At 45.8% G+C, this 13,651-nt stretch carries 13 protein-coding genes and 1 pseudogene; 8 read left to right on the top strand and 6 right to left on the bottom strand.

Annotated features, from left to right (window positions below):
* Positions 1-91: 91 nt before the first annotated feature.
* Entirely contained in the window at positions 92-673 is a 582-nt protein-coding gene (locus IM507_RS02375; protein WP_123231133.1) for a thioredoxin family protein, read from the bottom strand.
* 160 nt (positions 674-833) lie between these two features.
* Positions 834-2,186, bottom strand: a complete 1,353-nt coding sequence (glmU, locus tag IM507_RS02370) for a bifunctional UDP-N-acetylglucosamine diphosphorylase/glucosamine-1-phosphate N-acetyltransferase GlmU (RefSeq protein WP_287636490.1) — start codon at positions 2,184-2,186, stop codon at positions 834-836.
* A gap of 191 nt (positions 2,187-2,377) precedes the next feature.
* Here glmU and IM507_RS02365 point away from each other — a divergent pair, with 191 nt between their 5' ends.
* From IM507_RS02365 to IM507_RS02350, 4 genes are all read left to right on the top strand, one after another.
* On the top strand, positions 2,378-2,545 hold the full coding sequence (locus tag IM507_RS02365) for a hypothetical protein (protein ID WP_002756735.1): 168 nt from the start codon (positions 2,378-2,380) through the stop codon (positions 2,543-2,545).
* Positions 2,546-2,637: 92 nt separating this feature from the next.
* Positions 2,638-3,381 (top strand): DUF561 domain-containing protein, encoded by a 744-nt coding sequence (locus IM507_RS02360; RefSeq protein WP_016514650.1) that lies wholly within the window; start codon positions 2,638-2,640, stop codon positions 3,379-3,381.
* Positions 3,382-3,692: 311 nt separating this feature from the next.
* Entirely contained in the window at positions 3,693-4,952 is a 1,260-nt protein-coding gene (locus IM507_RS02355) for a dihydrolipoamide acetyltransferase family protein (RefSeq protein WP_287636488.1), read from the top strand.
* 264 nt (positions 4,953-5,216) lie between these two features.
* Entirely contained in the window at positions 5,217-6,164 is a 948-nt protein-coding gene (locus IM507_RS02350; RefSeq protein ID WP_002777510.1) for a PRC-barrel domain-containing protein, read from the top strand.
* Positions 6,165-6,318: 154 nt separating this feature from the next.
* On the opposite strand, the gene IM507_RS02345 is transcribed toward IM507_RS02350, so the two are convergent.
* From IM507_RS02345 to IM507_RS02330, 4 genes are all read right to left on the bottom strand, one after another.
* On the bottom strand, positions 6,319-6,546 hold the full coding sequence (locus tag IM507_RS02345) for a type II toxin-antitoxin system HicA family toxin (RefSeq protein ID WP_287636487.1): 228 nt from the start codon (positions 6,544-6,546) through the stop codon (positions 6,319-6,321).
* Positions 6,539-6,748 (bottom strand): type II toxin-antitoxin system HicB family antitoxin, encoded by a 210-nt coding sequence (locus IM507_RS02340; RefSeq protein ID WP_002734849.1) that lies wholly within the window; start codon positions 6,746-6,748, stop codon positions 6,539-6,541. The genes IM507_RS02345 and IM507_RS02340 overlap by 8 nt, the downstream gene beginning before the upstream one ends.
* A 216-nt stretch (positions 6,749-6,964) precedes the next feature.
* Positions 6,965-7,240 carry a hypothetical protein gene (locus tag IM507_RS02335; protein WP_123231137.1) on the bottom strand — a complete coding sequence of 92 codons (276 nt, stop codon included), beginning with the start codon at positions 7,238-7,240 and terminating at the stop codon, positions 6,965-6,967.
* Between the two features lie 237 nt (positions 7,241-7,477).
* Positions 7,478-8,323: a competence protein CoiA gene (locus IM507_RS02330; RefSeq protein WP_123231138.1), complete on the bottom strand. Its 846-nt coding sequence runs from the start codon at positions 8,321-8,323 to the stop codon at positions 7,478-7,480.
* 475 nt (positions 8,324-8,798) lie between these two features.
* On the opposite strand from IM507_RS02330, the gene IM507_RS02325 reads away from it, so the two are divergent.
* From IM507_RS02325 to IM507_RS02310, 4 genes and pseudogenes are all read left to right on the top strand, one after another.
* Positions 8,799-11,264, top strand: a complete 2,466-nt coding sequence (locus IM507_RS02325; RefSeq protein ID WP_002732350.1) for an ATP-dependent Clp protease ATP-binding subunit — start codon at positions 8,799-8,801, stop codon at positions 11,262-11,264.
* Positions 11,265-11,341: 77 nt separating this feature from the next.
* Entirely contained in the window at positions 11,342-11,623 is a 282-nt protein-coding gene (locus tag IM507_RS02320) for a hypothetical protein (RefSeq protein ID WP_002734263.1), read from the top strand.
* 141 nt (positions 11,624-11,764) lie between these two features.
* Positions 11,765-13,282, top strand: coding sequence for a glycosyltransferase family 39 protein (locus IM507_RS02315; RefSeq protein WP_287636486.1), 1,518 nt, complete (start codon positions 11,765-11,767; stop codon positions 13,280-13,282).
* A gap of 17 nt (positions 13,283-13,299) precedes the next feature.
* A pseudogene (locus IM507_RS02310) lies at positions 13,300-13,488 on the top strand (hypothetical protein); the annotation flags it as partial.
* Positions 13,489-13,651 lie beyond the last annotated feature (163 nt).

Below are 13,651 nucleotides of genomic sequence, written 5' to 3'. Positions count from 1 at the left end.
ATAGGAGTCAGGAGATTATTTTATTTATTCTCCCCACACCCCACACCCCACACCCCACACCCCACACCCTACACCCTACACCCTTCGTTAATTAACCATAATAGGGTGGCTCATTACCCGGTTTCCATTTGATATTACAGCCTAAACTCGGTTTTTGGTCCGTCGGCACCGGTTGACCGGTTAAAACCTTGTCAATAGCGGCCCGGAGATCTTTGCCTGTCACCGGTACGCCATTACTAGGACGACTATCATCCAATTGACCGCGATACACTAGAATGCGCTGACTATCAAAGAGGAAAAAATCGGGAGTACAGGCTGCCGTGTAAGCTTTCGCCACTTCTTGGCTTTCGTCATAGCATAAATTGAATTTAAAGTCAAGGGTTATCGCCATTTTTTTCAAATTTTCTGGCGAATCATCGGGATATTTCTCCACGTCATTAGAACTAATGGCGAGGATGCCCAGATTGGTGTTAGCATAATCGCAACCTAGACGGGTAAGTTCTTCTTGAATGTGTTTAACAAAGGGACAATGTTCACAGAGGAAGATGACTAACAGAGCGGTTTTAGCCGCAAAGCTGTCCAGAGAAATAGTTTCACCCGAAACCACATCGGGTAAGGCAAAACTGGGAGCTTTTGTCCCCAAATCTAACATTGTGGACTCGGTGCGTGCCATAAAGTTTTTACTCTTTTCTATAGGGAGAACTGAGATTTTTATAACATTTCATGCTTCATCACGCAAATTTAACGCCTTAGACACCATCAGTGAACAGTAAACAGTAAACAGTGAACTGATAACTGATAACTGATAACTGATAACTGATAACTGCCATAACCTACTGAAACTGATCTGACCAATTTTCGATCACACGCTGACTTTCGCGAGCAATAACTAAAGCATTATCGGGAACATTTTTAGTGATAGTTGAACCGGCAGCCACGGTGACATTTTTTCCTAATTTTAAAGGAGCCACTAAAACACTATTTGCTCCAGTTTTTGTGCCACTGCCGATCAGAGTTTGGTGTTTTTTCACCCCATCGTAATTAGCAGTAATTGTTCCCGCACCAACGTTCACTTTTTCCCCTAAAGTGGCATCTCCCAGATAGGATAAATGGGCAATATTGGTTTTATTGCCGATGTCACTTTTTTTAATTTCAACAAAATTACCGACTCGACAATTAGCCCCAATTTTCGCTTCTCCGCGCAAATGAGCATAGGGACCGATGCGACAACCAGAATCCACCTGACTATCAGAAATAACCGAAAATAAGACCGTTACATCGCTGCCTATCCGACTATTTTCGATTAAACTCCCCGGACCTATACGACAACCGGAAGCGATTATCGTCTCACCGCGCAGATGGGTTTGGGGTTCGATAATCACATCGGGACTGAGGGTGACAGTATCCTCAATGGTGACACTATCGGGGTCAATAATGGTGACTCCAGCGGCCATCCAATCATCTTTGACTCTAGTTTGCAGGATATCATAGGCGGCGGCCAATTGTTTGCGATCGTTAATGCCGCTAATTTCTAAACAGTCCTCCACATCCACAGCCATGACGGGATCGAGAAAATTGACCACATCCGTGAGATAATACTCACCTTGATCGTTATTGGGCGTTAAATTAGGGAGTATAGCAGCTAATTTTGACCAATTAAAGCAGTATATACCTCCATTAACCCGGTGGTTTTGTCGTTGGGCATCGGTACAGTCTCTTTCTTCGACAATCTGCTTAACGAGATTATTGCCATCACAAAAAACTCGACCGTAACCTTTCGGGTTAGGAAGGTTAGCAGTTAAGAGGGTGGCAGCGTTACCATGGTTTTTATGAATCTGGAGAAGATTTTGCAAGGTTTCGGGACGCAACAGGGGAACATCGCCATTTAAGACCAACAAATCCCCCTGAAAGTCCTCTAAATGGGGGATTAACTGCTGAATAGCATGGCCAGTGCCTAACTGTTCCTTTTGTTCAACAAATTCGATATCCGCAAGATGCTGTAGAGTATTTCGCACCTGTTCCCCTTCATAACCGATAATTACCAGTTTTCGCCGGGGATGTAAGGATTCGCTGACATTAAGTACCCGTTCCACTAGCGATCGACTGCCGAGGGGATGTAAAACTTTCGGAAGGCTGGACTTCATTCGGGTTCCCTTGCCCGCTGCTAAAATTGCTACCGCTACCATGGTCATGCTTGCCAATATCGTTCGCGACTGAGTATATCGCACTCCGATCCCCTTGGTTGCAAGAATTTTTCCCCTCTTTCATCCTGTGCCAGTTGAGAAACTACCATAAAAAGGTTTTCTTTAAGACATTGTCAAGGTACTATACACAAATTGAAACAATTGAACATAATCAGCACTCTATAGATACCGCTATGACAACTGTACTAACTAAGGAATCCTCCGCCATGAAACAGATTCGCACCACCTACCAAGCTGACCAACAGGTAAAATACCTGCATCTGGAAGCGGAAATCGAGGTACTGCTGCAACAACTGCAAAACCTCAAGCGCAAAAACCAAGAGAATCAACACCTAAATTAAAGAAAATTTCCCTAAGAATTCTCAAATCCCACCCTCTGATCGGCGAGAAGGTGGGAAAATGTTGTTTGAGAATTCCAGATAGGTGTAGATTAATGATCAATTTTGCCTTACAGCAAGCCTTCGCCCGTCGTCATGCCCTGAAAGTGATTAGTGGGTTAAATAATTTCGATCGCTCGCAGGTTCTCTCAGTAGTTAAAGCCGCTACAGCCGGAGGAGCAACTTTTGTCGATATTGCCGCTAATGCTGACCTAATTGGGTCCGTAAAAGCCTTGACAAATTTACCCGTGTGTGTATCGGCCGTCGAGCCAGAATTGTTGGTGATGGCAGTGGCGGCCGGGGCTGATTTAATTGAGATCGGTAATTTCGATAGTTTTTATGCCCAAGGACGCATTTTTGAGGCGGCGGAAGTTTTAGCCCTAACCCGTCAAACTCGCGACTTACTGCCCGAAATTACCCTGTCTGTGACAGTTCCCCATCTCCTACCCCTCGATGAACAGGTGAGACTAGCAGAAGCTCTAGTTAGTCAGGGTGCCGATATCATTCAAACCGAAGGCGGCACTAGCAGTCAACCCCGTCACGCCGGTATTTTGGGACTGATTGAAAAAGCTGCCCCGACTTTAGCGGCAGCCCACGCTATTTCCCATGCGGTTAAGGTTCCCGTCCTCTGCGCTTCCGGTTTATCCATTGTTACTGCGCCCATGGCGATCGCTGCTGGAGCGGCCGGTATCGGTGTTGGTTCGGCGATCAATCAATTGGATAATGAAGTGGCCATGGTGGCAGCCGTGCGCGGTTTAGTTGAATCTCTGCAAGCACAACCGGTCCATATTGGCAACTAGAACAATTTTTGTCTAGATACGACGGAGAAGGGGCTGTTTTCCCTTCTCTTTTTCCCTCTGTCACCAGTTATCAGTATTCGGGATTCAGGAGTCAGGAGTCAGGAGGCAGGAGTCAGAAGTTAGAAGTCAGAAGTTAGAAGTCAGGAGTCAGGATTCAGTAGATTATTTTATTTATTCTCCCCACACCCCACTCCCCACTCCCCACTCCCCACTTCCCACTCCCCACTTCCCCACTTCCCCACACCCCCAACCCCATCAACTGTGGTAAAATGCGCTATGGCTCAAAACATTAGAGATAGAAGCACTCCACCATGATTCGAGATATCTTCATGCCCGCGCTCAGTTCCACCATGACCGAAGGAAAAATAGTTTCTTGGGTGAAGTCCCCCGGGGAAAAAGTCAGCAAAGGGGAAACGGTGTTAGTGGTCGAATCCGACAAAGCCGACATGGACGTGGAATCGTTTTATGATGGCTATCTCGCTGTAATTTTAGTCGAAGCTGGCCAGGAAGCACCCGTAGGAGAAGCGATCGCCTATATCGCCGAAACTGAAGCGGAAATTGAACTGGCCAAAGCTCAGGGAAAAACCGCCGCAGTCGCCCCTAGCAAGCCCGTAGAGACCCCAGAAATCGCTCCGCCTCCCGTTTCGATCCCCGTCGCCGCCGTTAAAGATAATGGCCGTTTAGTCGCCTCTCCCAGAGCCAAAAAACTGGCTAAAGAATTAAAGGTAGATCTGAAAACCCTAGTGGGTAGCGGCCCCCACGGACGAATTACCGCCGAAGACGTAGAAAAAGCGACAGGAAAAGTCAGCACCGCCCCCGCTCCCGTCATTACTCCCCCGCAACCCGTCAGCGTCCCTGTAGCGGCTCCTAAAGCCCCGATTCCAACCAGCGCCCCAGTCGGTCGGACTGTTCCCCTCACCACTCTGCAAAAAGCTGTCGCTCAGAATATGTCGGTTAGCCTACAGGTTCCCACCTTCCAAGTGGGCTACACTATCACCACCGACCCACTGGATCAACTCTATCAACAGCTAAAATCCAAGGGTGTCACCATGACGGCCCTGTTAGCAAAAGCGGTAGCTAATACCCTCGCTAAACATCCGATCGTTAATGCCAGCTATAGCGACGCAGGAATTCAATACCACGGGGCGATTAACGTGGCTGTAGCCGTAGCTATGCCCGATGGGGGCTTAATTACGCCGGTTTTGCGCTCTGCTAACCAGATGGATATCTATTCCCTCTCCCGCAGTTGGAAAGATTTAGTCGAACGCGCCCGCAGTAAACAACTGCAACCAGAAGAATATAATAGTGGTACTTTTACCATTTCTAATCTGGGAATGTTCGGAGTCGATCGCTTTACCGCTATCTTACCCCCCAACCAAGGCGCAATCCTGGCCGTGGGTGCTTCCCATCCCCAAATCGTCGTCAATAAAGATGGTTTATTCGGAGTGCAAAAACAGATGACGGTTAATCTCACCAGTGACCACCGAGTCATCTACGGGGCCGATGCGGCCTCCTTCCTGCAAGACTTGGCTAAACTGATCGAAACTGAGGTGCAGTCCTTAACTATGTAATCAAAATCTAGACAGCAGGAGCCAAGGGAGTTTCTCTCTAGCTCCTGTTTTGTTGTTACTAAAAAAATGTAAAGAATTAGCTAAAATGGGTTTAACCCTATCTATCACCCGAAACTATCGCCCAAACAAGGCCAAAAAAAGTGTTAATCTCAGGGAACTTTAAGATCTAAGCTAATATCGGTAAATTAACCCTCGATCTCGCCCTATATATTAAGCCTACACTAATTCGTATTCCCACGACCTAACGCCTACCCATAGGAAAAAATGATCACAGAGAATAGTCGCTTACGTTCAGAATTTTTAAATACACAGGTTATCACTCGCAATACAGGCAAAAAACTCGGCGTTGTTAAAGATATCCTTGTAGATATCGATCAACGAGAAGTATTTGCCCTGGGACTCCGCGACAATATCCTCTCCTTGTCGGGAATGCCTCAATATATGTATTTATCGAGCATCAGTCAGACAGGAGACGTGGTTCTCGTGGAAGATGATAACGTCTTGGAATCCGTCGATATCGATGCTTATACTCCCTTAATCGGTAGTGAAGTGATCACGGAAACCGGCGAACCTTTAGGCAAAGTCCGCGATTATCAATTTGATCCCCTCAGTGGTCAATTACATTCCATTATCATTGCTTCCCTGGGATTGCCTCTGATCCCCGAACAATTGATCAGTACCTACGAAATTTCTATCGAAGAAGTGGTTAGCAGCGGTCCGAATCGCTTAATCGTCTTTGAAGGGGCCGAGGAACGTCTTACCCAAGTTAGTGTGGGGGTTTTGGAACGTTTGGGTATTGGTCGTCCCCCCTGGGAAAGAGAAGAGGAAGAAGCTTATTATACCCCCGCTGCTCGTCCAGAAAATCAGTTAGGTACGGGTATTCCCCTCCGCACCCCCGTGGAGGCCGCTAAACCCGTTGAGGAACGCTGGAGTGAGGATGAATGGGAAAAAGAACCCCTGCGTGCCACTCCCCCACCGCAAAAACGGGCCGAAGCTCGTTATTATGAGGAAGAATACGAGGAAGAGGAAGATAACTGGGGAGAAGCTCGCTCAGAACGCGCAGAAAGCTTTTCTCGTCCTCAGTACGACGATTACGAAGATAAGGCCGAGGATGATATGTGGGATGATGACGTGGAACCAGATTACAATCCCCCCCGCATCAATATCACCGAGAAGAAAAAAGAGAGAATCCCCGAATACGAAGACGGTTAATCTTTGACAGTCCCCCTATCCATTAGTTACATATTTCTTAACATAAAATTTGACAAAAAAAGAAAAGTGTGCTATGTGGACTAAGGGGGTTCTCTGGGGGGACTAAATACTTTTGGTATTTGGTATCACGTCGAGTGCAGTGATTTGTCAGACTCTACAGATTTTCAATGAACTCTTCAACTGTGACTTGGGCTTGTTTCAGAATTCCACTTAATGTACCAACCTTCAATTCCTGATGTACAGGGACAACACAACCAATTTTGCCCTCTTCGGTTTCTTTCTTCATCACAACATGGCTACCTGTTTGACGAACTTGCTCGAAGCCTAAGCGTTCAAGACATCTAATTGCCTCCCCACTAGAGATTCGTGGCAGCTTAGGCATAACTAACTTCAATACTGGTCACAAATCTAGGGGATGTTTCTGGTAAGGTAAATTCCTCTAGGTAAAGCCGTGTGGCTTCTTTCAATCCAGCAATCGCCTGCTCAATTGTTTCTCCTTGATCTACTGTACCAACTTCTGGACATTCAGCAATGTACATATTATCTTCTTTGTACAAAATAACAGTAAAGATGCGATTTTTCATGGTGTCTTATCATCTCCGGCTTACTCTGAAAATCATAACATAACTGTTTCCTAATCGTTTGGTTAGAAAATAGTTAGGTTTCCTGATCATTGACCCAACTCACGCTTTTTGAAAAACTCTATAAGATATTAAGTTATTAGTAATTAATCTAATATTGTCCCACCTTCCTAGAATTGAGTGAGAAGATTGTGCAAAAACAAGCGTAGAGTTGATTAATCATTGAAATAAATTTGCCCCAATCAAACCGACTCGATGAACTGCTCGATGTCCGATTCTTACGAACCACATTTGAGCATAGGTCAATCGGGCTAAAAGTTGATCGGAAGCTGTGAGGTTGTCTTTTGCTACTTCAAAAGCCCCTGTTTCAATATCTATGGCTACAATCTTCCCATGATTGCCTTCCTCGACTTGGGGGCGCACCTGAGATTGATAAATCTCATTACCACGTCGGGCGAATTCTTCTTTGCTGTAGCGGAGTTGATTAACTGTCATTGTCCTGACCCCGTTGCAACTTTTGCCCTTCTATTTTAACCTAAACATTGGCAATCTTCGCTAACATTTCTCAACTGGGACCACAAAGGCTGCATCGCACTTAGACTCACAGCTTCAATCAATGTGCATGGTGCGTTCCCCAAAATCGATCAGTGGAGCGGTAGAAGTTGCATTAGGGAACGCACCCTACAAGATTGCGATCACTGACGTTGCTGCCCGCTCGCGTGCAACGTTTTGTTAGGGCACGTTCTCTGGAAGCGGGTAGAAGCGAGTTGCGATGTCATGAGCTTGAGTTTCGACCATCGCGTCATGCACGAATTTGCGTTTTGACACATAGCGGATGCACTCCAATTCGGAGTCGTCGTATATCTCAAGCTTCACAAGGCGATCGTCACCAAAGTCAATGTACACCGGACACTTTGCATCCAACCAAGTCGTCCGAGGTCGCACCCAATAGTACTGATGGTATCCATTATACGATTTGTCAACCTCGTCTTGGATCTCATAGATGCTATGTATCCTACCGGAGCAAACTTCTGCCTTAGTAATATTAGGGTTTTCTTCACGGGCTTCTGATAGGCGAAAGAACAAACCCGCACCCGCGTTAGCCCCGATCATGTGCCGCTGTACTTTGCCCCACACTAAGTCGCGGGCTAGTTCCGATTTCGGATCGGGAAGGCCATGATATATGTCGAAGTTCTTGCGGAAGCCCGAACCGTCAATCACCCAGACGAGGTTTTCGTAGAATTCTTCGCGAGATTGGCGTTCGGCATCGGTCATGGACGAATGCTGTACCTCGATGACGATTCCAGTAACGGTTTTTATGTCCGCCCTGTGGATCTCCCCGTCATCGGCGGTATGCGATACTTCGCGACATTCAATAGGAAATAGGTTCTTCCATTCGCGGTGCCATGGCGTTTCATTCTCCCACCAAGGGTCGCAATCCTTCGGACGATGGTGCGCCCAATGGTGCATGACTCTCGGCCCGCACTTGGCGACCATTTCGGAACCGCAGATTGGACATGACCCGCGGCCACCGGGGAAAGCCTCGACGCGGTCATTGTTGACGAGAGCGAATTGCATTGAACGATTGCCTCCTTGCGTGCCCTAACTACACATTATACGAAAACTTTCTGCACAACACTGTCCAGAGCAAAGATATGGGTCAACTTTCTGTATATCACCCCGACATACAACATATATACTCATTTGTCAATAGGTAGTAATATTTAATCTGCTTATACTTCGAGTTTTGACCTGAAAATGGGCGATCGATAGTCAAGCGATCGAGAGATGGGGATGACCACGAACCTAGGGGATTATGCAACGGGGAACAACTTATCCGCAGGTTTCCGGTGGGCCAAAACCATAATCCGGGAGATTCCGGGCATCTCCGCAAGTCAGCTAAGAGCCATTGACCCCAGAAAAAATCTTCAGCCCCATAACCACTATAACTAATAGCCGTTCCCCAATAACTGATCACTGAGAGACAGCTAAACTAAAAAGCCGTGCTAAAATCAGCATATCTAGGGTCGCTTGTGTAGGTGATGGATAGGCTATGTTTGAAAGATTTACGGAAAAAGCCATTAAAGTAATCATGCTCGCCCAAGAAGAAGCCCGCCGCCTCGGCCATAACTTCGTGGGAACAGAGCAGATTTTACTAGGACTAATTGGAGAGGGAACGGGAGTTGCCGCCAAAGTCCTCAAGTCCATGGGTGTCAATCTCAAAGATGCGCGCGTGGAGGTGGAGAAAATCATCGGTCGCGGTTCCGGATTCGTAGCCGTGGAAATTCCCTTCACCCCCAGAGCCAAACGAGTTTTAGAACTCTCCCTCGAAGAAGCCCGTCAACTGGGCCATAACTATATTGGCACAGAACACCTCCTTTTAGGACTAATTCGCGAAGGGGAAGGTGTGGCCGCTAGGGTTCTGGAAAATCTCGGCGTGGATCTCTCGAAAGTTCGCACCCAGGTGATCAGAATGTTAGGGGAAACCGCCGAAGTGGCCGCTGGTTCATCTTCCCAAGGTCGCACTAAAACCCCCACTCTTGACGAATTCGGTTCCAATCTCACCCAAATGGCCAGCGAGGGTAAACTCGATCCCGTGGTCGGCCGGCAAAAGGAAATCGAGCGCGTCATCCAAATTCTCGGTCGTCGTACCAAAAATAACCCAGTCCTAATCGGGGAACCGGGGGTAGGTAAAACAGCGATCGCAGAAGGATTGGCCCAACGCATTGCTAACAAGGATATTCCCGACATTCTCGAAGAAAAACGGGTTGTCACCCTCGATATCGGCTTGTTAGTGGCGGGAACCAAGTATCGCGGCGAATTTGAGGAACGCCTCAAAAAAATCATGGACGAAATTCGCCAAGCGGGTAACGTCGTCCTTGTTATCGATGAAGTTCATACTCTCATCGGTGCCGGGGCAGCCGAAGGGGCGATCGATGCGGCCAATATTCTCAAACCAGCTTTGGCCCGGGGAGAACTGCAATGTATCGGGGCGACGACCTTGGATGAGTACCGCAAACATATCGAACGGGATGCGGCTCTAGAAAGACGTTTTCAACCGGTTATGGTCGGTGAACCCTCCGTAGAAGAAACGATCGAAATTCTCTACGGTCTCCGGGAACGCTACGAACAGCACCATAAACTAAAAATCTTAGACGAAGCGCTAGAAGCGGCGGCGAAATTGTCCGATCGCTACATTAGCGATCGCTTTTTACCGGACAAGGCGATCGATTTAATCGATGAAGCTGGTTCGAGAGTGCGCTTGATTAATTCCCAATTGCCACCGGCAGCCAAGGAATTAGATAAAGAACTGCGGCAAATTCTCAAACAAAAAGATGACGCAGTGCGCGGTCAAGACTTCGAGAAAGCGGGAGAATTGCGCGATCGGGAAATGGAAATCAAAACCCAGATCCGGAATCTCGCTTCCACCAAAAAAGGCGAAGATGGCAACGATGAACCCTTTGTGGATGCCGAGGAAATCGCCCACATCGTCGCTTCTTGGACTGGGGTTCCCGTCAACAAACTGACCGAAACCGAATCCGAGAAACTGCTGCACATGGAAGATACCCTGCATCAGCGTCTCATCGGTCAAGAGGACGCGGTTAAAGCGGTGTCTCGTGCCATTCGTCGCGCTCGCGTCGGTCTAAAAAATCCCAACCGTCCCATTGCTTCCTTTATCTTCTCCGGTCCGACGGGGGTAGGTAAAACCGAGTTAACTAAGGCTCTGGCCGCTTATTTCTTTGGTTCCGAAGATGCGATGATCCGTCTCGATATGTCGGAATACATGGAACGGCACACGGTTTCTAAGTTAATCGGTTCACCTCCGGGTTATGTTGGTTACAACGAAGGGGGACAATTAACGGAAGCGGTGCGTCGTCGTCCTTATACGGTGGTGCTATTCGACGAAATCGAAAAAGCTCACCCCGATGTCTTCAATATGCTTCTGCAAATCCTTGAAGATGGACGTTTGACCGATGCCAAAGGTCGCACGGTGGACTTTAAAAATACCCTGTTGATTATGACCTCGAACATCGGTTCTAAAGTCATCGAGAAGGGTGGCGGTGGTTTAGGTTTCGAGTTTGCCGATAATCAAGCCGAGGCCCAGTATAATCGCATTCGATCGCTGGTTAATGAGGAATTAAAACAATATTTCCGTCCAGAATTCCTCAACCGTCTCGATGAGATTATTGTCTTCCGTCAACTCAATAAGGAAGAAGTCAAGGAAATCGCCGAAATCCTGCTCAAGGATGTGTTTAAACGTCTGACAGAACAAAATATTACTTTGTCTGTTACTGATAAGTTTAAAGAACGCTTGATCGAGGAAGGTTATAATCCGGCCTACGGCGCTCGTCCCTTACGTCGTGCGATTATGCGTCTGTTGGAAGATGTTCTGGCTGAGGAAATTCTCTCCGGACGGGTTTCCGATGGCGATACGGCCATGGTCGATATCGATGAGGAAGGTAAGGTGAAAGTAATTTCCGGTGAAAGACGTGAGTTAATCGCTCCCGTGATTGAATAACTTCTCACTGGAATTAGTTAAATAAAGGGTGGGCTTTTTGCTCACCTTTTCTCGTAAAGATAGGGGGAAAAAGTGCGATGAAAGTCTGGGTTGTGGGCTGTGTTTTGTTATTTTTGTTGGTGGAATTTTATCAGTGGGCCAAGGGGTTTATTTTGCCTTTACCTCTCTATATTTTTGCCGGAGCTTTATTATCGATCGCTTCTAATTATTCTCAAGATATGAGCAATTTATTTGCTAGAAATGAACAGGTTTATCAAACTGCCAGTTTAACTGATATTCCTGACATTTTGACGGCAGAAACCGCAATTACCAGCCTAGAAGCGGCAGCATTAGAGGATAGTAAAAAGCGGGATCGCTGAATCAAGACATGAATACTAAATTGTTCCTCCTATCTACAAGTTACCTTAGTGCTAGGTTTTAAAAATTGCCTAGAGGGAAATTGATACTTAAAATCAGCAACGCCCTATAACTTTTCAAACAGCTTCTAAAAATAGATGGTCATGAAAACAGTCATAAAATTAGCTCTTATTGCCCTACTCTGGATAACAATAATCAATCCTGCCAACTTACCTCCAGATACCGATGCTAGGCTAAGAATGGCCCATGCCCTGTGGACGGGAACTGAAGAAGTTTCTTTACCCCCAAATTATCGTCCTTCCTCTCGATTAGACCATGTTGGTGTTTTAGGAGTAGATGGAAAACGATATGAAGCTTATGATATAGGACAATCCTTATTAATGTTGCCCGCAGATTGGATTGGCACCCAACTTTCTAAAGTTTTTCCTAGTATTAAGCCTTATTTATTAAGAGAATTTGCGGTTAGTTTTCTTGTAGTTATCCCTCTAAATGTATTAGTTGTTATCTCCTGTTATTGGTTACTTAGACTATTTGATTTTCAGGAGAAAATTGCGGCATCTGCCAGCTTGATTTGGTTGCTAGGTACTACCGTTCTCCACTATGCACAAACTTTTCAACAAAATAATCCAGTCCTACTTTGTGTGATTTTAGGTTATGCTTGTGCTTTGGCTTATATTAAAACTAACAAAGTACCTTATGTTTTTTTGAGTGGATTGGCAATCGGAGCGGCTATTATAATTCGCTCGACAACTATCATTTATGCTCTCACGGTTTTTGGTTTTCTAATTAGCTGTCTAATTTATAAAAATTTCAAGCTGAATCAAATCTTTAAAACAGTCATACTCTGGAACGTCGGCTTATTTCCCTTCTTTTTTGTGAGTAGATTATTTAATTACTTACGCTTTGGGGATTTTTGGACAACGGCAGCATCCTTGAGCATTGAGCAAATACGCAATGGAGCAATCTTTTCAGGGTTGCCAGAATTGCCCCCTAATTATCCTTTCATACACCCTCCCTACGTTGGTATTCTCGGCGTTCTCTTCTCACCAGCTAAAAGTATATTTATTTACGACCCCTTTCTTTTACCATGTTTAGTATTGGGGATTATTTTATTTAACAAATTAACACCTTATATAAGAATATATTTTATTTCCTCAATTTTCGCACTTGTCTTTCATATTATATTAACCAGTACAATGGATTTCTGGCATGGAGATGGTTCTTGGGCTGCTCGTTATCACGTTACCTCTGTTCAACTACTGCTTCTCCCATTAATAGCTTTGCTAATCTTAGAGATGTTATCAGTTAATCGGCTCAAACGATGGTTAATTAGCGGTTTGGTTGTTCTTTCCATTTTGGTTCAATTTACTTCTCTTGTCTTTGACCCTAGTGTAAATAGTGGTGTGGTCATCTTTGCAGAACCAAAAAGTTTTTTGAGGTTTCGTTTAGCTGAACGTATCGACAGTGTTAGTTGCTTCATTGGTCTTTCTCGATCCCAAAGTTGCTTAACTCAGGAAAAGTACAGTAAGTCCGCTCTCGCCAGTAGGGTGTATTTCTGGCCCCTTAAATCCAACAAAGCGCAAGGATTGCTCTGGAAAATTTGGGGACTCCTCTTGATCACAACCTTGATCAGCACTCTACTTTTCCTAGTGATTGGGTAGTAGTGATGGAAACTTAATACCTTGCTTGTCCCTTACGTCGTGCGATTATGCGTCTGTTGGAAGATGTTCTGGCTGAGGAAATTCTCTCCGGACGGGTTTCTGATGGGGATACGGCCATGGTCGATATCGATGAGGAAGGTAATACCATTTCTCTAAATGAAAACTACACATCGAATTTAAATCCCCCTTTAAGTTCCCCTTTTTAAGGGGGATTTAGGGGGATTAAACTGGGAGCATCCCAATTATGTAATGAGTATAAATGCTCAGAAGGGTAAGAAGGCTTTTGTAGTAACGATTCTGGTTCCAATCACACAATTTAGAGAACCGTTGAAAATCTATGAACTCCCGAAAAGGCTTGCCATATAAGTA

Source organism: Microcystis sp. M20BS1, assembly GCF_020245305.1.
Taxonomy (GTDB): domain Bacteria; phylum Cyanobacteriota; class Cyanobacteriia; order Cyanobacteriales; family Microcystaceae; genus Microcystis; species Microcystis ichthyoblabe_A.
The sequence above is the reverse complement of the archived record's forward strand: the minus strand, read 5'-3'. Positions and strand labels throughout refer to the sequence as shown.

Bases quoted from the DNA above. Each gene is read 5' to 3' on its own strand.
- IM507_RS02375 (WP_123231133.1), bottom strand. From the start codon at position 673: ATGGCACGCACCGAGTCCACAATGTTAGATTTGGGGACAAAAGCTCCC.
- IM507_RS02350 (WP_002777510.1), top strand. From the start codon at position 5,217: ATGATCACAGAGAATAGTCGCTTACGTTCAGAATTTTTAAATACACAG.
- IM507_RS02315 (WP_287636486.1), top strand. From the start codon at position 11,765: ATGAAAACAGTCATAAAATTAGCTCTTATTGCCCTACTCTGGATAACA.
- IM507_RS02340 (WP_002734849.1), bottom strand. From the start codon at position 6,748: ATGAAAAATCGCATCTTTACTGTTATTTTGTACAAAGAAGATAATATG.
- IM507_RS02365 (WP_002756735.1), top strand. From the start codon at position 2,378: ATGACAACTGTACTAACTAAGGAATCCTCCGCCATGAAACAGATTCGC.
- IM507_RS02360 (WP_016514650.1), top strand. From the start codon at position 2,638: ATGATCAATTTTGCCTTACAGCAAGCCTTCGCCCGTCGTCATGCCCTG.
- IM507_RS02355 (WP_287636488.1), top strand. From the start codon at position 3,693: ATGATTCGAGATATCTTCATGCCCGCGCTCAGTTCCACCATGACCGAA.
- IM507_RS02325 (WP_002732350.1), top strand. From the start codon at position 8,799: ATGTTTGAAAGATTTACGGAAAAAGCCATTAAAGTAATCATGCTCGCC.
- IM507_RS02330 (WP_123231138.1), bottom strand. From the start codon at position 8,323: ATGCAATTCGCTCTCGTCAACAATGACCGCGTCGAGGCTTTCCCCGGT.
- glmU (WP_287636490.1), bottom strand. From the start codon at position 2,186: ATGGTAGCGGTAGCAATTTTAGCAGCGGGCAAGGGAACCCGAATGAAG.
- IM507_RS02320 (WP_002734263.1), top strand. From the start codon at position 11,342: ATGAAAGTCTGGGTTGTGGGCTGTGTTTTGTTATTTTTGTTGGTGGAA.
- IM507_RS02335 (WP_123231137.1), bottom strand. From the start codon at position 7,240: ATGACAGTTAATCAACTCCGCTACAGCAAAGAAGAATTCGCCCGACGT.
- IM507_RS02345 (WP_287636487.1), bottom strand. From the start codon at position 6,546: ATGCCTAAGCTGCCACGAATCTCTAGTGGGGAGGCAATTAGATGTCTT.